Annotated in this window: 23 protein-coding genes and 1 tRNA gene; 16 read left to right on the top strand and 8 right to left on the bottom strand. The window is 57.6% G+C overall.

Annotation, left to right across the window (positions count from 1 at the left end; all coding sequences use genetic code 11):
* The first annotated feature begins 69 nt into the window (after positions 1-69).
* The 3 genes from QP941_RS04535 (at position 70) to mfd (ending at position 5,190) form a co-directional block, all read left to right on the top strand.
* Positions 70-786, top strand: a complete 717-nt coding sequence (locus QP941_RS04535) for a trimeric intracellular cation channel family protein (RefSeq protein ID WP_225747260.1) — start codon at positions 70-72, stop codon at positions 784-786.
* 159 nt (positions 787-945) lie between these two features.
* Entirely contained in the window at positions 946-1,551 is a 606-nt protein-coding gene (locus tag QP941_RS04540) for a TetR/AcrR family transcriptional regulator (RefSeq protein ID WP_239277823.1), read from the top strand.
* Complete coding sequence (mfd, locus tag QP941_RS04545) at positions 1,552-5,190, top strand: transcription-repair coupling factor (RefSeq protein WP_284868160.1); 3,639 nt, start codon at positions 1,552-1,554, stop codon at positions 5,188-5,190.
* On the opposite strand, the gene QP941_RS04550 is transcribed toward mfd, so the two are convergent.
* A complete protein-coding gene (locus tag QP941_RS04550) occupies positions 5,191-6,666 on the bottom strand; it encodes an amino acid permease (RefSeq protein ID WP_239277825.1) in 1,476 nt (491 codons plus the stop codon).
* A 57-nt stretch (positions 6,667-6,723) separates the two neighbouring features.
* On the opposite strand from QP941_RS04550, the gene QP941_RS04555 reads away from it, so the two are divergent.
* The 3 genes from QP941_RS04555 (at position 6,724) to eno (ending at position 9,452) form a co-directional block, all read left to right on the top strand.
* Positions 6,724-7,311: a MazG nucleotide pyrophosphohydrolase domain-containing protein gene (locus QP941_RS04555; protein WP_239277826.1), complete on the top strand. Its 588-nt coding sequence runs from the start codon at positions 6,724-6,726 to the stop codon at positions 7,309-7,311.
* 11 nt (positions 7,312-7,322) lie between these two features.
* Positions 7,323-8,084, top strand: a complete 762-nt coding sequence (locus QP941_RS04560; RefSeq protein WP_239277828.1) for a lytic transglycosylase domain-containing protein — start codon at positions 7,323-7,325, stop codon at positions 8,082-8,084.
* Positions 8,085-8,174: 90 nt separating this feature from the next.
* Positions 8,175-9,452, top strand: a complete 1,278-nt coding sequence (gene eno, locus QP941_RS04565; RefSeq protein WP_239277829.1) for a phosphopyruvate hydratase — start codon at positions 8,175-8,177, stop codon at positions 9,450-9,452.
* On the opposite strand, the gene QP941_RS04570 is transcribed toward eno, so the two are convergent.
* From QP941_RS04570 to QP941_RS04580, 3 genes are all read right to left on the bottom strand, one after another.
* On the bottom strand, positions 9,442-10,617 hold the full coding sequence (locus tag QP941_RS04570) for an HNH endonuclease signature motif containing protein (RefSeq protein WP_284868162.1): 1,176 nt from the start codon (positions 10,615-10,617) through the stop codon (positions 9,442-9,444). The two genes, eno and QP941_RS04570, sit on opposite strands and share 11 nt — an antisense overlap.
* Before the next feature lie 120 nt (positions 10,618-10,737).
* Positions 10,738-11,322, bottom strand: coding sequence for a hypothetical protein (locus QP941_RS04575; protein ID WP_284868163.1), 585 nt, complete (start codon positions 11,320-11,322; stop codon positions 10,738-10,740).
* Positions 11,323-11,357: 35 nt separating this feature from the next.
* Positions 11,358-11,888 (bottom strand): ribonuclease, encoded by a 531-nt coding sequence (locus QP941_RS04580; RefSeq protein ID WP_284868164.1) that lies wholly within the window; start codon positions 11,886-11,888, stop codon positions 11,358-11,360.
* Between the two features lie 97 nt (positions 11,889-11,985).
* On the opposite strand from QP941_RS04580, the gene QP941_RS04585 reads away from it, so the two are divergent.
* The 7 genes from QP941_RS04585 (at position 11,986) to QP941_RS04615 (ending at position 18,086) form a co-directional block, all read left to right on the top strand.
* Positions 11,986-12,546 (top strand): FtsB family cell division protein, encoded by a 561-nt coding sequence (locus QP941_RS04585; RefSeq protein WP_284868165.1) that lies wholly within the window; start codon positions 11,986-11,988, stop codon positions 12,544-12,546.
* Positions 12,547-12,554: 8 nt separating this feature from the next.
* On the top strand, positions 12,555-13,103 hold the full coding sequence (locus QP941_RS04590) for a DUF501 domain-containing protein (RefSeq protein WP_284766909.1): 549 nt from the start codon (positions 12,555-12,557) through the stop codon (positions 13,101-13,103).
* A 10-nt stretch (positions 13,104-13,113) separates the two neighbouring features.
* Positions 13,114-14,079, top strand: coding sequence for a Ppx/GppA phosphatase family protein (locus QP941_RS04595; RefSeq protein WP_284868166.1), 966 nt, complete (start codon positions 13,114-13,116; stop codon positions 14,077-14,079).
* Positions 14,080-14,119: 40 nt separating this feature from the next.
* Positions 14,120-14,196: transfer RNA gene (locus tag QP941_RS04600), tRNA-Leu, on the top strand.
* 190 nt (positions 14,197-14,386) lie between these two features.
* Positions 14,387-15,157 carry a Bax inhibitor-1/YccA family protein gene (locus QP941_RS04605; RefSeq protein ID WP_284868167.1) on the top strand — a complete coding sequence of 257 codons (771 nt, stop codon included), beginning with the start codon at positions 14,387-14,389 and terminating at the stop codon, positions 15,155-15,157.
* Between the two features lie 363 nt (positions 15,158-15,520).
* Positions 15,521-16,249: a DUF3558 family protein gene (locus QP941_RS04610; RefSeq protein ID WP_284868168.1), complete on the top strand. Its 729-nt coding sequence runs from the start codon at positions 15,521-15,523 to the stop codon at positions 16,247-16,249.
* Positions 16,250-16,262: 13 nt separating this feature from the next.
* Positions 16,263-18,086 carry a TrbL/VirB6 family protein gene (locus QP941_RS04615; protein ID WP_284868169.1) on the top strand — a complete coding sequence of 608 codons (1,824 nt, stop codon included), beginning with the start codon at positions 16,263-16,265 and terminating at the stop codon, positions 18,084-18,086.
* Between the two features lie 43 nt (positions 18,087-18,129).
* Here QP941_RS04615 and QP941_RS04620 read toward each other — a convergent pair whose 3' ends face one another.
* From QP941_RS04620 to QP941_RS04630, 3 genes are all read right to left on the bottom strand, one after another.
* On the bottom strand, positions 18,130-18,408 hold the full coding sequence (locus QP941_RS04620; RefSeq protein WP_284766383.1) for a thiamine biosynthesis protein X: 279 nt from the start codon (positions 18,406-18,408) through the stop codon (positions 18,130-18,132).
* 41 nt (positions 18,409-18,449) lie between these two features.
* Positions 18,450-18,971 carry a transcription elongation factor GreA gene (gene greA, locus QP941_RS04625; protein WP_005323614.1) on the bottom strand — a complete coding sequence of 174 codons (522 nt, stop codon included), beginning with the start codon at positions 18,969-18,971 and terminating at the stop codon, positions 18,450-18,452.
* A gap of 120 nt (positions 18,972-19,091) precedes the next feature.
* Positions 19,092-19,562 (bottom strand): DUF4307 domain-containing protein, encoded by a 471-nt coding sequence (locus tag QP941_RS04630; RefSeq protein WP_239277841.1) that lies wholly within the window; start codon positions 19,560-19,562, stop codon positions 19,092-19,094.
* Between the two features lie 95 nt (positions 19,563-19,657).
* Between QP941_RS04630 and mca the strand changes: the two genes are divergently transcribed.
* Genes mca through QP941_RS04645 form a run of 3 tightly spaced genes read left to right on the top strand, consistent with a single transcriptional unit; the run spans position 19,658 to position 21,652 of the window.
* Complete coding sequence (gene mca / locus QP941_RS04635) at positions 19,658-20,548, top strand: mycothiol conjugate amidase Mca (RefSeq protein ID WP_284844083.1); 891 nt, start codon at positions 19,658-19,660, stop codon at positions 20,546-20,548.
* 3 nt (positions 20,549-20,551) lie between these two features.
* Complete coding sequence (locus tag QP941_RS04640; RefSeq protein WP_204609642.1) at positions 20,552-20,863, top strand: hypothetical protein; 312 nt, start codon at positions 20,552-20,554, stop codon at positions 20,861-20,863.
* A 12-nt stretch (positions 20,864-20,875) separates the two neighbouring features.
* Complete coding sequence (locus tag QP941_RS04645) at positions 20,876-21,652, top strand: isoprenyl transferase (RefSeq protein WP_239277843.1); 777 nt, start codon at positions 20,876-20,878, stop codon at positions 21,650-21,652.
* Between the two features lie 3 nt (positions 21,653-21,655).
* On the opposite strand, the gene coaA is transcribed toward QP941_RS04645, so the two are convergent.
* Positions 21,656-22,582, bottom strand: a complete 927-nt coding sequence (gene coaA, locus QP941_RS04650; protein WP_239277844.1) for a type I pantothenate kinase — start codon at positions 22,580-22,582, stop codon at positions 21,656-21,658.
* Between the last annotated feature and the right edge of the window lie 54 nt (positions 22,583-22,636).

The raw sequence follows: 22,636 nt of genomic DNA on the forward strand, positions 1-22,636 counted from the left end.
ACGCCGGAGAGTAAAACACGGCCGCAGTCACGCCGAAATTCTACCCGCGCGGCAGGAGGCCTAAGAATCATGCACGATGTCGATCCCCTCATCAATTCGCTGTACCAAGCCTTCGATCTTCTCGGCGTGGTTTTGAACGGCATCATTGGCGGCACCCTTGCCCGCCGCCGTGAATTCGACATCGTGGGCTTCGTGTTCCTCGCCCTCTTTTCTGGGCTGGCCGGTGGCATGATCCGTGACATGCTCATCGGGGATGGAGCAGCGGCAGCGATCTCAGACCCGTGGTACCTCGGCCTTGCTTGCTGCGGTGCACTCATCGCATTCCTCATTGATCTCAAGGGCAAGGCGTGGGAGCTATTCCGCGAACACGGCGATGCCATCATTCTCGGCGTGTGGTCCACCACCGGCTGCGTTAAGGCGCTCACCCACGGCATGCCCCTTATTCCCTGTGTCTTCCTGGGCGTGCTTACCGCAGTGGGCGGGGGAATGGTACGCGATATTGCCTCCGGGGAAATCCCGTCTATCTTTGGCGGCAGCCCCTTGTATGCCGTGCCCTCTATCCTCACCGGCATCGTCATGGTTACCTTTGCCGATTACGGACAGTTTGCACTCGGCATGGTGGTCGCGCCGATCGTCGGCAGTGGCATGGCCATCGTGTCCTATTGGCGCGGCTGGGTCCTGCCCCGCGCCGGTGTAGCCCCCGTTAACTACACCGCCGCCCAAGTGGCAGCGATTGCGAAGAAAGCCGAGCTGAAAGGCTTTCGCCGCGGCAGGAAGAAAAACTAAAAAAGCTTCCCCACCAGGACTCGAACCTAGAATGACGGTACCAAAAACCGTAGTGTTGCCGATTACACCATGGGGAACCACAGCAAAAGCTGTAGGCATAGCGTACCTGACGCCCCCGGGTAAATCACAAATTGCGGGGCAAAGGATAGGGTAGAGGGCATGGCTCGACAAAGGATGACCGGCCGGGAACGCCGCGAACAACTCATTTCCATCGGACGCGCCGCATTCGCTGAACTAGGGTTTGAAGGAACTAGCGTCGAAGAAATTGCGGCACGCGCCGGGGTGTCCAAACCCGTAGTCTATGAGCACTTCGGGGGTAAAGAAGGCCTCTACGCGGTGGTCGTGGACCGCGAGATGCTGGCACTGGAAAAAGTCATTACTGATTCCTTGGAGACTGGAAGCTGGCGCGAGCGCATCGAGCAGGCCGTCATGGCCATTTTGACCTATGTCGAGGAAGAAACTGATGGCTTTCTCATCCTGGTGCGCGATGCCAAGCCCGGCGATGAACGCAGCTTCTCCACGCTGTTGAATTCCGCGGTGGGTCAGGTTTCCTATATCCTGCGAGAAGCATTCGAGCACCGTGGCATTGACCCAGATTTGGCGGATATTTACGGCCAAGCGCTGGTGGGAATGGTATCGACCACCGCGCAATGGTGGCTGGATGAGCGCACCCCGGACAAGGAAGTCGTCGCCACGCATATTGTCAATCTATGCTGGAATGGTTTGTCCGGTATGGAAGTAAAGCCCAAGCTAGGAGGCAAATAGATGGCGACCCCAATGCTGGCCGGCCTGCTTAAGGTAGCGGCCTCAGATCCCAAGCTCAAGGGCATGATTTCTTATGTGGGTGAAGACCTCCACATCACAGGCTTGGATCAGTCCCGGCCGTGGGCCTTGGGTACCTTGGCGCATCACGCCCCAGTGCTCGTGGTAACCGCTACGAGCCGCGAGGCTGAGGACCTCACGGCGGAGCTTACGGCGATGCTGGGGGAGAAGGTAGCCATGTTCCCCGCCTGGGAGACCCTGCCGCACGAGCGCCTAAGCCCCGGCGTAGACATCATTGGCCGCCGCGCCGAGGTTTTGCACAACCTCGATAGCCTGCAGGTCATCGTCACCGCCGCCCGCGGCCTGTCCCAGCCCATCCTCAAAGAAGTAGAAGGCCGAGCTCCCGTCCACCTTGAAGAAGATCATGAATATGACTTTGATGAGGTAGTCCGCGAGCTCGAGTTCCGCGCCTATAAGCACGTAGACATGGTGGCTAAGCGCGGCGAGTACGCTACGCGCGGCGGCATCATCGATATTTTCCCCACCACGCTGGATTATCCGGTCCGCGTGGAGTTTTGGGGCGATGAAATTACCGATATCCGCCAATTCTCCGTAGCTGACCAGCGCACCATCCCGGAAATCGAGGTGGGCCGTGTAGACATTTTCCCTGCCCGGGAGCTGCCTATTACGGACGCCATTGCCAAGCGCGCGGCCGATCTCGCCGTTAAGCACCCCGGCAATCCCGCCTTGGTGGAGCTGCTGACCAAGGTAAGCGAGCACATCCCTGCCGAAGGTATGGAGGCGCTCCTACCCGCGCTTTCCGACGCCCCCATGAGCACCCTTCCCGAATTCTTGCGCCCCACCACCCACGTGGTGATGGTCGGTCCGGAAAAGATTCGCCGCCGCGTGGCAGATCTAGAAAAGACCGATGCGGAATTCCTCGCCGCCGGTTGGGAGGCCGCGGCCATGGGTGCCGATGGCCCGCTGGCTACCGAAGGGCTCGATACCGAGGCATCCAGCTACCGCTCCTATGAGTCGCTCGAGGTCTCCATAAGCGAGGCCGGCCTGCCCCTGTGGACTTTCTCCCCACCGGGAATGCTCGCCGCCCCGGAAGAGGAGACCCTCCCGCTCGAATTCGAACCAGGGCCCACCCCGCGCGGCAACATCGAAGAAATCGATGCCATGATGGCCCAGCTCCTCGCGCACACCAACGCCGGCGGCCGGGCGGCCTTCATCGCGCCGGCGCAAGGTGCCATCAAGCGCATGGTGGATCGCTTCGCAGAAAAGGGCATCCGCACCAAGGTGGCTAACCCTGGCTGGGAGCCCACCGCCGGTGAAGTCACCCTCTACCAAGCACTAAGCCACGCCGGCCTGGTATTTCCCAAGGTGAAAAAGCCTAAGGATGCCGAGGCACTCCCACTGGTCGTTGTGACCGAGACGGATCTGACCGGTAACCGTGTAGGAGATATCGCCGAGGCGAAGCGTCGGCCCGCCAAGCGCCGCAATAAGGTTGACCCACTTGCCCTCAAACAGGGCGATTTTGTGGTGCACGAGACCCACGGCATCGGCAAGTTCCTCAAGATGGCCGAGCGCACCATCCAGTCCGGCGATGAAACCAGCCGCCGCGAATACATCGTGCTCGAGTACGCGCCCTCCAAGCGCGGTCAGCCCGCCGATCAGCTCTGGGTGCCCATGGACTCGCTGGATCTGCTCAGCAAGTACACCGGTGGCGAATCGCCTCACCTGTCCAAGATGGGCGGTTCCGACTGGAAGAACACCAAGAAGAAGGCGCGCGCCGCCGTGCGCGAAATTGCCGGCGAGCTCGTCGAGCTCTACGCCAAGCGCCAGGCTGCACCGGGGCACCAGTTCTCCCCGGATAATCCGTGGCAGGCGGAGATGGAGGATAATTTCCCCTTCGTCGAAACCGAAGATCAGATGCTGGCTATCGACGCCGTCAAGCACGATATGGAGTCCACCGTGCCGATGGACCGCGTCGTCGTCGGCGATGTGGGCTACGGCAAAACCGAGGTGGCCATCCGTGCCGCCTTCAAGGCCGTGCAAGACGGCATGCAGGTGGCCGTCCTCGTGCCCACCACGCTGCTGGCGCAGCAGCACTTTGATACCTTCAGCGAGCGCATGACCGGCTTCCCCGTCAAGATTGAGGTGCTTTCGCGCTTTACCTCACAGAAGGAAGCCAAGAACATCTTCAAGGGCCTGGCCGATGGCAGCGTCGATATCGTCGTCGGCACCCACCGCCTCCTCCAGACCGGTGTGCACTGGAAGAACCTCGGCCTCATCGTCGTGGACGAGGAGCAGCGCTTCGGCGTGGAGCACAAGGAACACATCAAGGCGCTTAAGGCCAGCGTGGATGTGCTCACCATGTCCGCAACACCTATCCCGCGCACCTTGGAGATGTCCATGGCTGGCATCCGCGAGATGTCCACCATCTTGACCCCGCCGGAAGACCGCCACCCGGTGCTGACCTACGTTGGCGCTTACGAGGACAAGCAGGTAGCCGCGGCCATCCGCCGCGAGCTGCTGCGCGATGGTCAAACCTTTTTCATCCACAACAAAGTCTCTGATATCGAAAAGAAGGCCCGCGAGCTGCGTGACCTGGTACCGGAGGCCCGCGTCGTCGTCGCGCATGGACAGATGAACGAGGAGGTGCTCGAACAGACCGTCCAAGGGTTCTGGGACCGCGAGTATGACGTTTTGGTATGTACCACCATCGTGGAAACTGGCCTGGATATCGCTAACGCGAATACCCTCATTGTGGAAAACGCCCACCATATGGGCCTGTCCCAGCTGCACCAGCTGCGCGGGCGCGTGGGCCGCTCCCGCGAGCGCGGCTATGCTTACTTCCTTTACCCCAAGGGAGCTACGCTCACGGAAACCTCCTATGACCGCCTGGCAACTATCGCTCAAAACAATGACCTTGGTGCCGGCATGGCCGTAGCCATGAAGGACCTGGAGATGCGCGGTGCTGGTAACGTGCTCGGTGCCCAACAGTCCGGCCACATTGCCGGTGTGGGCTTCGATCTCTACGTGCGGCTCGTGGGCGAGGCGGTCGAGACCTTCAAATCGCTCGCCCGCGGCGAAGCCCCCACCGTTACCGATGAGGGCCCGAAGGAAATCCGCATCGATCTCCCCGTGGATGCGCATATTCCGGAAGGCTATATCGACTCCGAGCGCCTGCGCCTGGAGGTCTATCGCAAGCTTGCGGCTTCGCAGAATGACGATGATCTCAAGGCCGTTATCGAGGAAATGGAAGACCGCTTCGGCCCGCTGCCGCAAGAGGTCCTGCGCTTGCTTTCCGTTGCTCGCCTGCGCCACCAGGCGCGCCGCGCCGGTATTTCCGATATCACCGTGCAGGGCACCCGCATCAAGTTCCACCCCGTCGAGCTGCCGGATTCCAAGCAGGTGCGTCTCAAACGCCTATACCCAGGCTCCAGCTTCCGTGCGGCGGCGAAGGCAATCAACGTGCCGTTCCCCAAGGCAGGCCGCAATGTCACCTCGCCGAAGCTGCGCGATACCGAGCTTATTCAGTGGGCGGCGGACTTCCTAAGCGCGCTTTTCGACGTCGACCCCATCAACGTCAGCGGCGCCCAGCCCACCTCGAACGTGGTCAGCGTAGGGGAGTAGCTAGAGGGTGAGCCAGCCGGTGCTCAAGCCCCAAATGGCGGTGGCGGCACCGGCCAGGACAATGGCCACCACGCACCACTCGAAGGTATTGAAGATGCGTTCCTTCTTCCACAGCCGGGTGCCGACATACGGAATAAGTCCCGGCACTACGGCCAATGCGCCGAGTAGGACGTAGACGAGGTCGGCCGCATAAATCAGCCACAGGGAGTAGATAAACGCGAGCAAAGAAATGACCAAGTGCTTGCGATTTTCCTTGCGGCTCACCTCTGGTCCGGAAAGGTCGAACTTGATACCCGCCTGCGGGTGAGACAGCCCCTTGCCCCGCAGCGCCAAGAGCAAGAGGTACAGGGAAGAGAAGATATAGGGCAGCAAGTACATGATGGTTGCCAGCTGCACCATGGCGTTATAAGACGCCTCGTTGAGGTAAAAGACGATGATGAACAGCTGGATAGCCATCGTGGAAATCAGCTGCGCTACCCACGGCGCACCCGCCACGTTAATGGTGCCAATGCGGCGGGGAATGAGGCCGTCGATGGCCATCATTACGATGGGCTCGGCGCACAACATCTGCCAGGAGACGTAGGCACCCAAAACCGACAAGCACAGTCCAATAGACACCAGTGCGCCGCCCCAAGGTCCGATGACCTCGGTGAGCACGGATGCCATGGAATTATCTGGCAGCGCGGCCAGTTCTTCTTTGCTCATCACGCCAAAGCTCAGGGTAGACACGGAAACCAGCAGCGCCAGCACGGAGAAGAAGCCGATGACGGTCGCGCGGCCGACGTCGGTGCGCTTAGAAGCCTGCTTGGAATAAACGGATGCGCCCTCCACGCCAATGAATACCCACACGGTAAAGAGCATGATTCCCTGAACCTGCTCAAAGACGCTGGCCTCAGAAGCGCGTCCCCAGAAATCCAAGGTGAATTTATCCCAGCTGAACCCGAGGAACGCAATGAGCACCACAAAGGCCAGAATGGGCACAATCTTGGCAATCGTGGTGATGAGGTTCATGAACGCGGCCTGCTTAATGCCGCGGGCAAGTACCGCAAAAATGCCCCAGGATAGGAGGGAGACGGCGATGGCGGAGGTCCAGTAATGGTCGGCGTCGAAAAGCGGCAGGTAATGGCCCAAGGTATTGAAAAAGAGGGTGGCATAGCCCACCTGTGCCATAACGGAGCCCAGCCAGTAGCCCCAGCCGGAGGTAAAACCAATAAAATCGCCGAGGCCGGCACGCACGTAGGAATAAACGCCAGAATCAAGGTGCGGCTTGCGGCGGGCCAGAATTTGAAAAACAAACGCCACAGAGAGCATGCCGATGCCCGCTACCAGCCAGCCAATAAGCATCGCGCCTGGGCCGGCAACGGAGGCAATGTTTTGGGGCAGCGAGAAAATGCCCGCGCCCACGGTGGAACCGATAATCAGCGCGACGAGGGTCCACAACGTCACGGAGTGGGATCTATTCTGGCTGGAGGTCATTGGCCTAAAATACCTTGAATAGCCCCATTATGGGAACTCGGGCTAGACTTTGTGCACATGACTGTGCTGTTGCTCGATGAACGCTGGCCCACCATGATCCCCATGCAGGCGCACGGGAAGCTGCGTGGCCCTGTCCACTTCACGGGTGAGGTACCCGTGTCCGTGCGGTGGAATTTTTCCGATCTGCTGGTAGGCGAGGACGCCACCGGCACCTTGGTAAGCACCGACGAACACGATCCGGAAACTCGCGCCCGCCTTGCTAGCGGCGAGTCCGTCATTCGCGCCGAATCCCTTGCGGATCCCATCATGCAGGCGCGCCAGACCATGGCCATGGCGCGGCGCATTGGGGAGTGGGAGCGCGAGCAAACCCATACCTCGCTCTTGCCCTATCTTGAGGAGGAGTCCGCCGAATTCGCCGCGGCCGTGCGTAACCGCGAACCGGAAAGCGAGATGCTGAAGGAATTGGGCGATGTCTTCCTCCAAGTACTCTTCCATGCGGAAATCTCTACCTTTTCGCTTGACGACGTCGCCCAGAGCTTCCTCACCAAAATGCGCGCCCGCGCCCCATACCTCTTTGATGGCACCACGGAGATTGTCGACGTTGACACGCAAGAGAGGCTGTGGCGCGAAGGCAAGGGAATGTAGGATGACTTCTCATGAAGAGGCTGCTGCAGATATTCGGGGGCTGCGGGGTGGCCGTAGCCGTGATCATCGCGTTGGTGGCATGGCTGTTGACGGGGCACGGCACTTCCCAAGAGCCCGTACCGGAAAACATTCCGCCCGTTGAAGGCAAAGAGGTCGCGCACATTGACGTCAACGCCCCCGGCCGCACCGCGGATAAGCTCACCTACTGGGCCTCTGACCTAGCTGAGCAGACCGGTATCCCACCGGCCGCCTTGCGCGCTTATGGCAACGCCGAACTCATCGCTCAACAAAAATGGCCGAATTGCCATCTGCGCTGGAATACCCTTGCCGGCCTAGGCTACGTGGAGACCCGCCACGGCACCTACAACGGCAATTGGTTTAAGCCCTCCAAGCTTGACGACGCCGGCTACCCCCAGCCACCCATCAACGGCATCGCCCTCGATGGACTAAACAATACGGCGCACACCCCAGATACCGATAACGGCAAAATCGATGGGGATTCCGAATATGACCGTGCCGTTGGCCCAATGCAATTTATCCCGACTACATGGGAATCGGTGGGCGCTGATGCTAACGGCGATGGGAAGGCAGATCCCAATCAAATTGACGACGCCGCAGTCGGCGCCGCCGGACTTCTATGCTTTGGTGATAGAGATCTCTCTAACCCAGAACAGTGGGAGGAAGCAGTCCTAAATTACAACCAGTCCAGCGAGTATTTGCATAAAGTTGCACGTGCCGCCAATGCCTACTCGGTTCCGCAAAGTGCCAAGTAGTGTCACACAGCAGAGTTTTCTGCAACAATTGAGAACGTAGCTGGGCCGGCTGGTCCAGAGCGAATTTATTTACGAGGAGTGAAAAACAGCATGGCCGATATCATTCACACTTTCGCCCGCGAAATTCTTGATTCCCGTGGCAACCCAACCATTGAGGCCGAGGTCTTCCTTGATGACGGCGCCCGCGGTGTTGCCGGCGTTCCTTCCGGTGCTTCTACCGGTGTGCACGAGGCTCACGAGCTGCGCGACGGTGGCGAGCGCTACCAGGGTAAGGGTGTTCTGAAGGCTGTTGAGAACATCAACGAGAAGATTGCCGACGAAATTGCTGGCTTCGAAGCTGACGACCAGCGCCTCATTGACCAGGCACTGATTAAGCTGGACGGTACCGATAACAAGTCCGAGCTCGGCGCTAACGCTATCTTGGGCGTTTCCATCGCCGCAGCCAAGGCCGCTGCAGAGTCCGCTGCACTGCCTCTGTACCGCTACATCGGCGGCCCGAATGCTCACGTACTGCCAGTGCCGATGATGAACATCCTCAACGGCGGCGCACACGCTGACTCCGGCGTTGACGTCCAGGAATTCATGATCGCTCCGATTGGTGCGGAGTCCTTCGCCGAGGCTCTTCGCATGGGCGCCGAGGTCTACCACGCATTGAAGGCAGTGCTGAAGGACAAGGGTCTGTCCACCGGTCTGGGCGACGAGGGCGGCTTCGCTCCGTCCGTTGACTCCACCAAGGCTGCTCTCGACGTCATCGTGGACGCCATCAAGAAGGCCGGCTTCGAGCCAGGCAAGGACGTAGCACTCGCACTCGACGTTGCTTCCTCCGAGTTCTTCAAGGACGGCAAGTACCACTTCGAGGGCGGCGAGCACACCGCTGAAGAAATGTCCAAGGTCTATGAGGGCCTCATCGACGAGTACCCGATCGTCTCCATCGAGGATCCGCTGCAGGAAGATGACTGGGATGGCTACACCGCCCTGACCGCCGCAATTGGCGAGAAGGTGCAGATCGTTGGCGATGACTTCTTCGTCACCAACCCTGCTCGTCTGCAGGAGGGCATTGAGAAGAAGGCTGCCAACGCCCTGCTGGTTAAGGTCAACCAGATCGGTACCCTGACCGAGACCTTCGATGCTGTCGAGCTGGCTCACCGCAATGGTTACCGCACCATGATGTCCCACCGCTCCGGTGAGACCGAGGACACCACCATTGCAGACTTGGCTGTCGCTCTGAACTGCGGCCAGATCAAGACCGGTGCACCGGCTCGTTCCGAGCGCGTAGCTAAGTACAACCAGCTGCTGCGCATCGAGCAGGAGCTTGGCGACGGCGCAGTCTACGCCGGCCGCTCCGCATTCCCGCGCTTTAAGGCTTAATCGCCTCCTTTCGTAGCGCCCTCGCATTGCCGCGGGGGCGCTTTCGCATGTCTAGGTATTGTTGCCAGGTTTGCTTCCAATTCATGGTTCGCGGTGCCAAAGGACCCTCCGCTCGGTCAATTTCGAAGGTGCCGTCCGAAAAGAGCCAGGCGACGTCCCCAGTGATGGGATCCATGATGTAGCGGGCCCTACCATCGGTCTTCACATTGTGGTGGTGCTGACAAAGGGTGACAAGATTATCGACACTCGTCGGCCCGCCGTCGGCATACTCCACCCGATGATCAAGCTGGCAGTAATGCGCCGGCATGGAACACCCCGGCCAACGGCACGTGGCATCGCGACCGTGGACCCATGTCCTGATTTGCTCGGTGGGGACGTAGGATGATGTTTCTTCTGGGCACAGCTCGCGAGTCATCGAGTAAGTGCTTAAGTGTTCGGTAAGGACGCACCATCCCGCCGACGGAATATATACCCGAGAAGCATCGTCACCCGCTGCATAGGTATTGATTACTACTTTTGTCTGGGTGCGATTAAAGATCAGCGCCTCCAAAGCCTCTGACTTAGTGATGTTCTTCTTTCGCGCTGCCTTATCGATGTGCCGTGAAATAGCACTGGCGGTTGCTTTATCCGTCTTCAGAGTGATGGTGGCTTGGCCTTTGGAATAAGAAATGGAAACGGAGCGCTCGATTTCCTTCTCAATATCTGGTTTGAGAATGCCATCGATGTAGTCGCGCAAGAATCTACGGATTTCAGATTCCGTGGGTACATGCTGAGCAGGTTCCTTCGGGGTGAGAAAGTCTGCAAGGGCGGCATCGACTAGTTGGATGCCCTCGGCGTCGTCGCCAAGCGGGGAAAGCTCGGCATCGATGACGTGCAGTCGCGGGAGGTCTAGAATCCAATGTTCGGTTTGCACTGCAGTGGTTAGGGGCAATTCACGCATGCGCAGGTGAGAGCGCAGTGCGGATAAAACGCGCCAGTAGCTCAAGCCCACCCGTTTAGCTAAAGCAGCGGTAGTGCATTCGACATCGTCTTCTAATCCCGGAAGTACGGATTGGTATAGCTGCCAGGATTGAATGCGTTGGAGCATGCCCAAAACGCAAACCGTATCGTCGAGGTTATTGGTAGAAAAATAAGCTTTCTTTAGTGGTGCGTCGCTGGCTGTCACGGAAAGTTCCCCCTCTGGAATAAATCGCACACCCAATCGAATTTCTGCCCTTAGTATAAGCCGCCCTGCTGGCTTGCGCAAGCCTCGAAACGAAAAATTGTGCGAAACTCCGGGAGAGGTTTAGTAGCTGAAAATTTTGTCAGCCACTGCTTCGAGTTCCTTATCGTCATACTTGTCACCGCAGGTGGCGAGGGAACCCACGCCAGCCATGTACATGGTAAAAAGCTTATCTGGAAGGGGAGAAGCCGCTGATATCTCAAGCTTTTCGTAGACGGGAGCGTATTTCCTGTCAAACTCCTCAAGGTTAGGGACGAGTTCTTCAGATGCGCTGTCGCCATGGGTTAGCAAATACTTGGCGTCGTCTAGGATTTGCTCATTCTCGCAGGCAACAGCTCCAGCCTTTTTCAGGGTCGTGGCATTGACCTCGTAGCTTGTAGGGCCGTCGTCCTCTTCGGAAGCCCCAGCGCCGAACACGTCTAGGTAAAAGTCCGGGATAGTGCCGTGTTCTTTTATATGGTAAATGAAGCCGCTTTTGGTATTGAGGTCGTGTTTTCTGCTTGTGGTGGTGGGGGTTTCGCTGCTGGTAGGGATTTCGCTAGTGGGGGATTCCGCTTCGCTGGTGGCTTCTTCTTTGTGGTCGGTCGAGCTGCACCCAGCAAGTAGGGCGCCTACGGCGGCTAGAAGGAGGAGACGCTTGAGTGGCATTACTATTCCTTAAGTGGGGAATATGATTCGAGGTTCTAGCTGGAATGGATGGCCTCAGCGACCTCTTCCAGTTCCTCATCGCTGAATTCATCGCCGCAAGACATCACGGCACCGAGTGGGGACATCGCTGCAGCCATGATCTTGTCATTGTCTGGTGCGTCATCGGGGATGTTCAGTGCTTCAAAAACATCACTGTATTTACCATCAGAGCCGTCGACCGACGACATTACTGCTTCCCCAAATTTGTCGGTGTTGCCTCGGAAATACTCCTTTGAGATGTCGAGCAATTCATCATTCTCGCAGGTAGCTTCGCCGGCCTTCTTGACGGAGTCCGCGTTGGTTTCAAAGGTCTCGGGCTGATCGTCTCCCTCGAGCTCGTCAGCATCATGGTTGATGTAATCGTCCGGCAGGGTCTTATACTCCTTGAGGTACTCGGTCATGCCGTCGGTGGTGTTCAGGTCGTAGCCATCACCGTAGACGGGATATTCGCCGTCTTGGGCGGAGGGGCTGCAGCTGGCGAGGAATAGGGTTGCGGTGAGAACGGGGAGGATGCGCTTGAGGGACATGAAACTTCCTTCCTGGAGGTAGAATTTCCTTCAGTGTATCCAAATTGCGCGTGCCACGTCCCTGTTACAGGAGTGACGGCGCTAGGATTAAAGACCTATGGCACGCGAAAAGAAGACGCAGCGAAACCGGAGCCGAAACAGGGTTCCGGTGGCCTCGCGTGCTGCGGATATCCGTAAAGCTCAGCGTGCACAGCTGAAGCAGAAACAGAAGCCGGATCGGATGAGCATTGCCGGAGTAGGCGTGATCGTTGCCATCGTGCTTGTGGTTTTGTTTGCTATCGCTATTCCGCTGCGCAATTACTACCACGGCCGGTCCGAAATTGCCCGCCTCCATGAGTCAATCGCCGCCAAGCAGGATGAGAAAGCTGCTTTGCTGGAGAAGATTGATAGATATAAGTCCGATGAGTACATCAAGCAGGAGGCGCGGCGCCGATTCGGGGTCGTCGATGAGGGCGAGACCGCCTACCGCATCATTGACCCGCAGATAAAGCCAGATGACCAGCTCACTACAGATGGTCAGAAGGAAGAAGATTCCCGCGAATGGTACGAGGTTTTGTGGGATTCCGTGGCTGAGCCCCCTGAGGAGGAAGCTCCATCCGAGCAGGTAAATCATCTTCCGATTGAGCCGGCGCCGGAAGAGAACCCGGATGTGCGATAATTGTCCGCATGACCGTCACTGATGCAGATATCGCTGTAGTAACTGAGCAATTGGGCCGCACTCCACGCGGGGTCCTAGAGGTTTCTTATCGCACGCCGGATGGGCAGCCCGCGGTAATTAAGACGGCGCCCAAGCTTGCCGACGGCACCCCATTCCCCACCCTCTACTACCTCACCGACCCACGGCTTACGGCCGAAGCTTCACGCTTGGAGGTCGCCCACGTGATGAAGTGGATGGAAGCCCGCTTGGGTGAGGACGAGGAATTGGCTGCCGACTATCAGCGCGCCCACGAATATTTCTTGGCCAAGCGCAATGATATTGAAGACCTTGGCACCGATTTCTCCGGTGGTGGCATGCCCGATCGAGTCAAGTGCCTGCATGTGCTCATCGCGTACGCGCTTGCTGAAGGCCCACAGCATTTCCGATTGGGAACTGAAGCGGTGGCCATGGCCGCTGACCACGGCAAGCTTCGAGGCTCTGCCATCCCGCAAGATTGGCCCAGCGTAGAGGAACTGGGGATTGACCTGGCCCAATTCGATTTCTCTAATGCGGAATAGGAGGGCTGCTATGACTCGCGTTGCTGCGATTGATTGCGGTACCAATTCGATTCGCTTGCTCATCTCTGAAATTCAGGATGACGGCAAAGTTCGCGATATTACCCGCACCATGGAAATCATCCGCCTGGGAGAAGGAGTCGATGCCACTGGCGAAATCGCCCCTGCGGCCCTAGACCGCGCCCGCGTGGCCTTGGAAGGCTACGTACGCCAGATGAAGTTTGAGAAGGTCACCCGCGTGCGGATGGTCGCTACCTCCGCTACTCGCGATGCCAAGAACCAACAGGAATTCTTCGACATGACCGCTGAGTTGCTCGGCCAAATTCAGCCTGGCGCACAGGCCGAGGTCGTCTCGGGCGAGGAAGAGGCTCTGTTGTCCTTTAATGGTGCCGTGGCCGATGTGGAGCCAGACCGCGGGCCATTCTGTGTCATCGATCTGGGCGGCGGTTCGACCGAGTTCGTCGTAGGCACGGCCGATGGCGATATCTTGGGCACCCACTCGGCTCGCATGGGGTGCGTCAGGCTAACCGAGCGCATTATGCGAACAGATCCGCCTACCGAGTCGGAGATTGAGATCGCTTCCGAGTACGTCGGCGAGCGCACGGCAGAAGTGGAGAAGATAGTACCTATTTCTAAGGCCCGTACCATCGTCGGCTGCGCAGGCACTTTCACCACTCTTTCTGCATTGGCTCAGGGCCTTGAGCGCTACGACGCCGATGCCATTCACGGGTCTGAACTCCGCTTCGATGCCCTGCGCGTGCTTTTGCAGCAGCTTATTAGCCTGCCTTCCGACGTCCGCGCCCTCAACCCCGTCATCCACCCCGGCCGTGCCGACGTCATTGGTGGTGGGGCGATAGCCGTCGAAGGCATCATGCAGCTTATCGAGCGAAATTGCGATGCACGCAGCTTTTTCATCAGTGAAAAGGACATTCTCGACGGCATTATCGCTGGTCTGGCTGCGGAGGGTACCCCTCGTTAACTCCCGTGGGGTGAGGTGGCCTAAAATATTCCTTGCCCTTGCCCCCATAGCCCAATCGGCAGAGGCAGTCGACTTAAAATCGATTCAGTGTGGGTTCGAGTCCCACTGGGGGCACCATTGTGAAGTCTCGAGACATCGTTCCGGTCGGTGTCCCGAGACTTTTCTGTTCATCAGGTCTCCACAGACTTTTTGCGGAAGCTACCCACAAAGCTTCTAGCTAAATGGAAAGAATATGGAACTTTATGGGGTGGTGTTTCGTTGAATGGGGTGAGATAGCTAATTTGTACCTCTCTTAGAAAGGACAACCGTGCGTTCAAGCAATCCGGTAATGAGTTCTCTGACCGAAAATAGTAGCCGCCAAAATTCTGGTTACGCGGACGTATCTACCCGTCCCATGACCGTGGATGACGTAGTGACCAAGACGGGCATTACCCTCGGCGTTATCATCGTCGCCGCAGTCATCAACTTCGCCCTGGGAATGCTGGTAAGCCCAGGTATCGCCATGGCCTTGACCCTGGTCGGTGGTATCGGTGGCTTCATTACCGTGCTCGTTGCCTCTTTTGGCAAGAAGTGGGGTTCTGCTGCAGTCACCCTGATTTATGCCGTCTTTGAAGGCCTATTTGTCGGTGGGTTCTCCTTGATGTTCGCCAACGTCAACTTCCAGGGCGAGGGCGGTATGGCCATCATTGGCCAAGCGATTGTCGGCACGATTGGTGTATTCATTGGCATGCTGATTGTGTACAAGACTGGCGCAGTGAAGGTGACTCCGAAGTTCACCAAGATCCTTTTCGGCCTGATTGCCGGCGTTGCTGTCATGGCCCTTGTTAACTTCTTGGGCGCGATTTTCTTTGACTTCAATCCACTGCGTGATGGTGGCCCGATTGCCATCATCTTCTCGCTCGTCTGCATCGTTCTTGGTGCTCTGTCCTTCCTGACTGACTTTGATCAGGCTGACCGCATGATCCGCGCCGGTGCTCCCTCTAAGAACGCTTGGGGCGTGGCTCTCAGCCTCGCAGTTACCTTGGTCTGGCTCTACACTGAGATTCTCCGTCTGCTGAGCTATTTGCAGCGAGACTAACTGACCCTTTTGTATTGGCCCGCACTTCGGTGCGGGCCTTTTTGCTGCCGAGCATCGCTTACAAACGTGTAATTTCTGGGGTAGTACTGGGGGATAAAGTGCGGGTTTAACCTTCATTTGGTCTACAAAACCACTCACAGAGGTGATACAGCTAATGAGCAGGAAACTTCGCCTTTTGAACGTTATGGATGTGACATATGGGACAAATAATTTTGTTAAATTGCCGTTAACCTTTGTGGTTGCGTAGAAAATTCTTGGAGTCTCATGCATGCTGTGTACCGGAACGGGAAGTATGAAGTGAAAAGTTCTCTGTTTCACTTTTCTTGTTCCTCTCGTCAGGAAGTGAGTGCGCGAAGGATTGTTGTGAAGCGTCAGGTCACCGTAGCAACGTTGATGGTCAGCAGCACAGTTTTGTTGAGTAGCTGCGTTGCGGACATCGGTACGAGGAGCGCGTCAGAGGAAACCACCAAGGTGGACGAGGCTGGCGGCATTAGTTCGGCCGACGGTGCAGGGGGAACCAACGGGGGCCAGGGGGATGATGCGGAAGGCAATCAGGGGGAAACGGTACACACCAATGGCGAGAAGAATGCGGGCGGCGCCGGCCAACCGGGGGAGGCCGGCGCCACGGGGTCGGGAGACACTTCCGGCGTCCTACCGCCACTGGGGGAATTCGATCCGGCAGACCCGAGCTTCGAGCTTTTTGATCCGTGTACGGAAATTGCGGGTAACAAATTAGAAGGTATTGGGTTGAAGCCTAGTCCACTTGACTACCGAAAGGACTCGGGGAGCACTTTCTGTAACTTTGAGTCGAATGGGACAAATTTTTCGGAGGGTGTTCTCGTTTCGCTGGCCAGTGATTCGAATTCAATAGATACTTTCAATTTGAATGAGGAACTCCAGCATAAAAGTCGTGGGGTGGAAGGCAAACAAATACAGATCTATAGATCGGAAATATTCGGAGAAACCCAGTGTGACGGATATGTTTCGACTGAACGAGGAACAGTAATCGTCGGCGTAAATGACATTGGCACCCAGTCAACCACTAAAGAGCGGTGCAATCTTACAGCTTCATTAATAAAACAGCTTAGCTAAATTTGGGGGAATAATGCGCGTAAGCATTTCAAGTATTCGCAGAACGACGAGCAGCATCGGGGATCTCTTTCGTAGATCACAGGAATTAAGAAACAATGCCAATAGCCCGCTAAATGCAAGTTTTTCATCAGTATCTGGAATTGATCACGTAGGCGATGTTCACGAACGTGTGTTGGATAGTGACCCGGGATCTGCAAAGCAATCGCTATTGAATTTTGCGGCACAGGTTGAGTGGCTTTCTGATTCTTTGGGGCGGGAGGCTCGAGGATTTCAGGCGCAGGAGGACGCGAATAGTCGGGGAATGGAGATCGCGGATGCGGGTGGGGATATTGGCATTGAGTCGATGCCGATTATGAACCAGCCTGAGCCGGGGTACAGCCCATTTGGGTTTTCCATGCCGGTGGTGAATGTCGGTACGGACATTGTGAAGCTGGCTACGGACCTGATGTCGACGCAGATCTGGAATGTGTCGGAGGCGAATGCGCGGTGGAGCTCGTTGGCATCGGAAGTCGACGATATCGTTAGCGGGTTACAGGAAGCAGCCGGGTCTTTGGAAGGCGAGAACGACAGTGAAGCCACGTCGAGGGCGGCGGCAAAGATTAGGGAAGTGGCGGCGTCGGGAAGCCACTTTGTAGCAAATGCCAAGGTAATGGGGGAGAAGCTAACCGGATTCCACGCCAAGCTGATGGGCATGCAGCCTACTGCGATGGCCATGGCGATGGAAGTGATGGCCATTCCAGAACCGGTCGAGCGCGAGATTGCGGAAAAGGCCGCATTGGCCGCATTGCAACCTGACTTGCAGCGCTTCGCGGTAGAGGCAATGCCGTACCAGCACGCTTTGATGGAACAATCGCCGGCGTCGGGTGGCGGCGGTGTCGACGCGGGCCTTTCCGGAGTTGACGGTGATGGGCAGCGCTACACCACCGATGCCGTGGTATGGCCAAAGAAGATTGCGGAAGCGATAGCGCGAGGTGATTTGGGGCCGGGGAACTTCGACGTCGTCAATGGCAATGTGGACGGGCTAGAAGCAGTGGGGATGAGCCCACAAGAAATTAATGATTTTCACCAGCAGATGCATACTAGCGGCAGGAATGCGCTGGAAAAGCTTGGCCTGGGAGACCAGGTAGCCATCGACGGAAATGAAGTGTCCACCCAAGGCGCATCCATGCCGGGTGTAACTGCGCCTAACGGGGCGATAGGGCAGGTTCCTGGTGGTACAGCGCACCCGGTTGCCGCAGGAGCACATGCAGGCGCGCTTAATAACAGCGGTGCGATATCGCCGACAGCTACAGCGCAGTCCCCCAATACTGGGATGGCGCCGATGATGGCAGCCGGACGGCCCGGGGATGCAGGCCGAGGCGTACTCGGCGGTCAGTCGCCACGAGGCGGAATTGGATCCGCCGCAGGAAAGGTAAGTGGCAGCGCCGATATTGCGCGTGCCGGAAGAGGAGCGCAGTCGGGCCACCACTTTGGACGAGGAGCCGGAGCGCCCTACGCCGGTGTCGGTTCAGGCGTGCGCGCTAGCCATAGCAATGCATTCGGCGGTGGTTCGGGTATGCGGCCCGGCGTGGGTGGCGGCCTTGGTCTTGGAACAGGCAGCAGTGAAAGTGCTGCGGCATCGCGCGGTGGCAATGCAGGTCGCTCAACCGGAGGGGCGCGAGCCTATGGTCCAATGATGGGGATGCGCGGAGGCAAAGATAGTGAGAAAAAGCGCGTAAAGTCCGTCACCACGCAGGTGGAACGGGATCCAAATAAGCGGGACCTCCTGGGAGAGCCGCCCGCTGTCGTACCCGGTGTCATCGGGGATTGGGTGCGGGAAGTGGACCCAGAAAAATAGCATGAAAAAGGGCCGAGGGAATCCCTCGGCCCTTCAAGCCTTATTACTGCTGTGGCAGTTCGGTGGCGGTACCGTTCAAGTGCGGCTGTGCTGGCTCTTCTGGAACACCGGACTGGACTACAGGTGCTTCCTCTTCAATAACGGTCTCGGGTGCGGAAGAGCTGGTCTCAGCATCCTTCTGCATCGGGGCCTCACCGGTGAAGGTGGAGGCATTTTCTACCTTGGAATCAGAATCCTGCTGGTTAGGTGGGTGGCAAGCAGCGAGGGAGAGGCCAGCGGTGAAGACCAGGCCAGCGGCGGCGAAACGGGAGAACTTCTTCATGGGGATGTGCTCTTTCTCCAGAGTGGTATGTGGTTAAAAGTTTAGGACTCGCGTGGAGCAGCGGCCTTAGCAGAATCATACGGCGCTGCGGATTCGATGGTGACCGAAATGGTCTTGCCATTCGGAGCGGTGTACTCGCGGGTCTCGCCCTCTTGTGCGCCAAGGATGGCAGCGCCCAGCGGGGACTGCTCGGAATAGGTTTCTAGGTCCTTGTTATCGGAAGCAGCGGCGCGGGTACCGATGAGAAAGGTCTCCTTATCGTCCTTGTCACCATTGTAGTAAACGTGAACTACGGAACCGGTGTGGGCGACGCCCTCCTGAACAGCACCGCGCTCGGTGGTGGCATTCGCAAGAACCTCAGAAATCTGCTTAATGCGGGCCTCTTCCTGGTCCTGCATCTCACGTGCGGCGTCGTAACCGGCGTTCTCTTTGAGGTCGCCTTCCTCACGGCGCTCGTTGATCTCAGCCGCGACTACTGGGCGGTGGTCGATGAGCTCCTGCAGCTCGGCCTCGAGTTTTGCCTTGGTCTCTGGGGTGATGTACTGCTTTTGCTGCTCAGCCATTCTGCAACCTTCCGTAGATAGGAATTGTGGTCAAAGCCCCTGCTAATCCCTGGGGCTATAAGTAAAAATGGAACCGGGCATATGCCCAGTTCTAGGCGCTACAAATCCTAGCACACGCGGCTAGCGGCTTTCCGCGTAGTCAGGGTTATCCATATCCAAGTATTCGGGGATATTGCCGGAACAACCATAGGCCCCGCCGGCTACGGCACGAGCGTTGGTCGGGACGTCGACAGCGATGCGCTGGGTTTCGTTTCCGCCCGCGGGAACAGGGAATTCGCGGCGGCCCACTTCGGACTTGGAGTAGTCAAATGCCTGGACAATGCAATAAGCATCTTCATCGGTGTGATTGCGGGTGACATCGACCCAGACGCGGGTGGAATCATCGCTCAAAACCTCCTGGGTCACGATGGACACCTGTGCGTTCACGCGCTCCTTTTCCTGGAAGTACCGGAATCCGAAGAAAATAAGCGCGATAAAAATGGCGACAAAGATGAGCACCAGCGCCCTATTAGTCCAGCTACCAGAGTTCTTTTCAGAGGAGCCGCGGGAGCCGTAGCGAGCGGCTGAGCGAGATTTTCCGGCGGAAGTCATAGCTTCCACTCTAGCCGAGGACCACTGTTTTCCAATTATCTACTAGGATAATCATCTGTTCAAAGAACCTAGATTAATAAGGGGATGGATTTTCAGTGAGCGATTTTCGCCTACTAGCTATCCACGCGCACCCAGACGATGAATCATCTAAGGGTGCTGCAACCACCGCGCGCTATGCCGCAGAAGGCAATGAGGTTTTGGTGCTGACTTGTACCGGCGGCGAGCGCGGCGATGTGATTAACCCCGCCATGGATCGCCCGGGAATCAAGGAAAAGATGGGCGAGGTGCGCCGGGAAGAGATGGCTAACGCTGCGCGGGCGCTGGGCGTACAACATCGCTGGCTGGGCCACGTTGATTCCGGATTGCCGGACCCGGTTGAAGGCAAGACTATGGAGGAATTGCTGCCGGAGGGCTGTTTTGCGTTGCTGGGGGAGGACACCGTTGCGCAGGAATACGTCCAGGTTATCCGCGAATTTCGTCCACACGTCATTGTTACCTATGACGAAAATGGTGGCTACCCGCACCCAGACCACCTAATGGTGCACCGAGCTTCCATGATCGCGTGGGAGAAGGCGGGCGATGCCGAGTACCACCCAGAGCTAGGTAAGCCGTGGGAGCCGCTGAAGCTCTACTACTCGCACGGCTTCGTCTACCAGCGCATGAAGATGTTCCATGATTTGCTGTTAGAAGAGGGGAATACCAGCCCCTATGGGCCGATGCTGGCGCGCTGGGATACCACTTTTGGCGATATCATGGCGCGTGTAACCACCCAGGTGGAATGCGCGGATTACTTCAGCAATCGCGAGGAGGCTTTGCGGGCGCACGCTACGCAGATCGACCCGGCGGGTGCCTTCTTGGCGACGTCGGTGGAGGTACAGCAGCGCCTTTGGCCCACCGAGGAGTTTGAGCTGGCGAAGACTCGCGTTTCTACCTCCCTGCCAGAAAATGACCTTTTTGCCGGCATCAAAGAGGAAGAGGAGGCCTAAGACATGAGCATGTATGGCTCTTTCGTGCTTGCCGCACATGACGTATTTGTACTCGCCCAAGGAACCGAGGGCGCCGAAGGCGGCCCAATGGGCCCTGAATTTGGCAAAGCTTCGCCCATTGGTCTGCTGATCTTGGCGCTTATGGGAGTTGCGGTGTTGTTTGCGGGCTGGAATTTCCATCGCCGTTACTCACGCTTTCGCCGTCGCATGATGTTTGCGGAGGATCACGGAATCGATCCGTTCGATGAGGAAGCCGTGGATGAGGCGATGAAGGAAGCCGGCATTTACGATAACCGCAAGAAGTCCATTTTCTAGGCGGATAGACTGATGAGCGTGAGTTCTCTCAAGCAGCTGGCCTACCCAGCTTATGAAGCGCGTCTGGCGCACCTGATCAAGGGCAAGCCGCAGCCTAAGCACATCGCCATCATGGCCGATGGCAATCGCCGGTGGGCGCGTGAGGCTGGGTTTACCGATATCAGCCATGGTCACCGCCAAGGCGCGAAGAAAATCGGAGAGATGATTTCGTGGTGCCGCGATACCGATATCGAAGTGGTCACCATTTATTTGCTGTCCACGGAGAACCTGAAACGCAGCGAGCACGAAGTAGAGCTGCTCTTTGACATCATCTCGGACGTGGTCACGCACCTATCCCATAACGACGTCGGCTGCCAGGTGCGCTTGGTCGGCCACCTCGATCTACTCCCGGATGATGTTCGCCAGCGCATGGTGACGGCGGCGGCGGAAACCGAGGACAATACGGGTGTCATCGTCAATGTGGCGGTGGGCTATGGCGGGCGCCAAGAAATTGTGGACGCCGTGCAGAACTTGGTGCGTGCGGAAGCAGAGAAGGGAACTACCGCAGCGGAGATGGCGGACCGCGTCACCGCAGAATCCATTGGGGAGCACCTGTATACCAAGGGACTTCCGGACCCGGATTTGGTGATCCGTACCTCTGGTGAACAACGCCTGTCGGGCTTTCTCCTGTGGCAGGCCGCGTACTCCGAAATCTGGTTCACGGATACTTACTGGCCAGCATTCCGCAAGGTGGACTTCCTTCGCGCCTTGCGGGATTATTCCCAACGTTCGCGCCGCTTTGGCAAATAGGCTCTAGAGCTTGCGCATTCGCACCTGTTCTACCAGGTGATGCGAGCCCTTTTTGAGCACGAGAGAGGCTCGCACACGGGTGGGCAGGATATTCTCCACCAAGTTCGGCAGGTTAATGGACTGCCAAATTTCGCGGGCTTGGGCGCGGGCTTCCTCATCGTTCATGTCTGCAAAGGCAGAGAAGTGGGCGTTGGGCTCCCGGAAAGCGGTGTGGCGCAGAGTAAGGAAGCGGTCGATATACCACTGCTCGATATCGTCGGTGCGGGCATCAACATAGACCGAGAAATCAAAGAGGTCCGCCACGGTCAACGTGGGGCTCGTTTGTAGCACGTTGAGCCCTTCCAGGATGAGGATGTCGGGCTGGTGAACTTCTTGGTACTCACCGTCCACAATGTCATAGGTGATGTGGGAATAAAGCGGTGCCTTGACAAATGGCTTTCCTGATTTTACGTCCGTGACAAAGCGGAGGAGTGCGCGCCGGTCATAGGATTCCGGAAATCCCTTGCGCTGCATGAGGCCGCGTTCCTTGAGAGTCTTGGTGGGGAAGAGGAAGCCGTCGGTAGTAACGAGGGCCACCTTGGGGTGGGACTCCCAGCGTTGCAGCAGCACCTGAAGGAGACGGGCGGTGGTGGATTTTCCCACTGCCACAGAACCGGCCACACCGATGACAAAGGGAACGTGCGTCGGAGGATTGCCTAAGAAGGATTCGGTAGCCGTGGTGAGCTGCTGGCGTGCCATGACTTGCATATGGATGAGACGGGAGAGGGGGAGGTAGACATCAGCTACCTCGTCTAGGTCGATGCGGTCTCCTAGGCCGCGAAGTTTCTCCACCTCGGTTTCCGTGAGCACCTGAGGCATGGATTTACGCAGTTCACGCCAGGTCTCGCGGTCAAAATCTAGGTAGGGACTCGAATCCAATGTGCGCGCCATGGCTCTATTGTCGCACTTGCATAATCCGTGGGTAAAAGTATGCCCCCTAAGGCT

It is taken from the genome of Corynebacterium sp. MSK150, from assembly GCF_030229215.1.
GTDB lineage: Bacteria > Actinomycetota > Actinomycetes > Mycobacteriales > Mycobacteriaceae > Corynebacterium.

Bases quoted from the DNA above. Each gene is read 5' to 3' on its own strand.
- QP941_RS04535 (WP_225747260.1), top strand. From the start codon at position 70: ATGCACGATGTCGATCCCCTCATCAATTCGCTGTACCAAGCCTTCGAT.
- QP941_RS04540 (WP_239277823.1), top strand. From the start codon at position 946: ATGGCTCGACAAAGGATGACCGGCCGGGAACGCCGCGAACAACTCATT.
- mfd (WP_284868160.1), top strand. From the start codon at position 1,552: ATGGCGACCCCAATGCTGGCCGGCCTGCTTAAGGTAGCGGCCTCAGAT.
- QP941_RS04550 (WP_239277825.1), bottom strand. From the start codon at position 6,666: ATGACCTCCAGCCAGAATAGATCCCACTCCGTGACGTTGTGGACCCTC.
- QP941_RS04555 (WP_239277826.1), top strand. From the start codon at position 6,724: ATGACTGTGCTGTTGCTCGATGAACGCTGGCCCACCATGATCCCCATG.
- QP941_RS04560 (WP_239277828.1), top strand. From the start codon at position 7,323: ATGAAGAGGCTGCTGCAGATATTCGGGGGCTGCGGGGTGGCCGTAGCC.
- eno (WP_239277829.1), top strand. From the start codon at position 8,175: ATGGCCGATATCATTCACACTTTCGCCCGCGAAATTCTTGATTCCCGT.
- QP941_RS04575 (WP_284868163.1), bottom strand. From the start codon at position 11,322: ATGCCACTCAAGCGTCTCCTCCTTCTAGCCGCCGTAGGCGCCCTACTT.
- QP941_RS04580 (WP_284868164.1), bottom strand. From the start codon at position 11,888: ATGTCCCTCAAGCGCATCCTCCCCGTTCTCACCGCAACCCTATTCCTC.
- QP941_RS04585 (WP_284868165.1), top strand. From the start codon at position 11,986: ATGGCACGCGAAAAGAAGACGCAGCGAAACCGGAGCCGAAACAGGGTT.
- QP941_RS04590 (WP_284766909.1), top strand. From the start codon at position 12,555: ATGACCGTCACTGATGCAGATATCGCTGTAGTAACTGAGCAATTGGGC.
- QP941_RS04595 (WP_284868166.1), top strand. From the start codon at position 13,114: ATGACTCGCGTTGCTGCGATTGATTGCGGTACCAATTCGATTCGCTTG.
- QP941_RS04615 (WP_284868169.1), top strand. From the start codon at position 16,263: ATGCGCGTAAGCATTTCAAGTATTCGCAGAACGACGAGCAGCATCGGG.
- QP941_RS04620 (WP_284766383.1), bottom strand. From the start codon at position 18,408: ATGAAGAAGTTCTCCCGTTTCGCCGCCGCTGGCCTGGTCTTCACCGCT.
- greA (WP_005323614.1), bottom strand. From the start codon at position 18,971: ATGGCTGAGCAGCAAAAGCAGTACATCACCCCAGAGACCAAGGCAAAA.
- QP941_RS04630 (WP_239277841.1), bottom strand. From the start codon at position 19,562: ATGACTTCCGCCGGAAAATCTCGCTCAGCCGCTCGCTACGGCTCCCGC.
- QP941_RS04640 (WP_204609642.1), top strand. From the start codon at position 20,552: ATGAGCATGTATGGCTCTTTCGTGCTTGCCGCACATGACGTATTTGTA.
- QP941_RS04645 (WP_239277843.1), top strand. From the start codon at position 20,876: ATGAGCGTGAGTTCTCTCAAGCAGCTGGCCTACCCAGCTTATGAAGCG.
- coaA (WP_239277844.1), bottom strand. From the start codon at position 22,582: ATGGCGCGCACATTGGATTCGAGTCCCTACCTAGATTTTGACCGCGAG.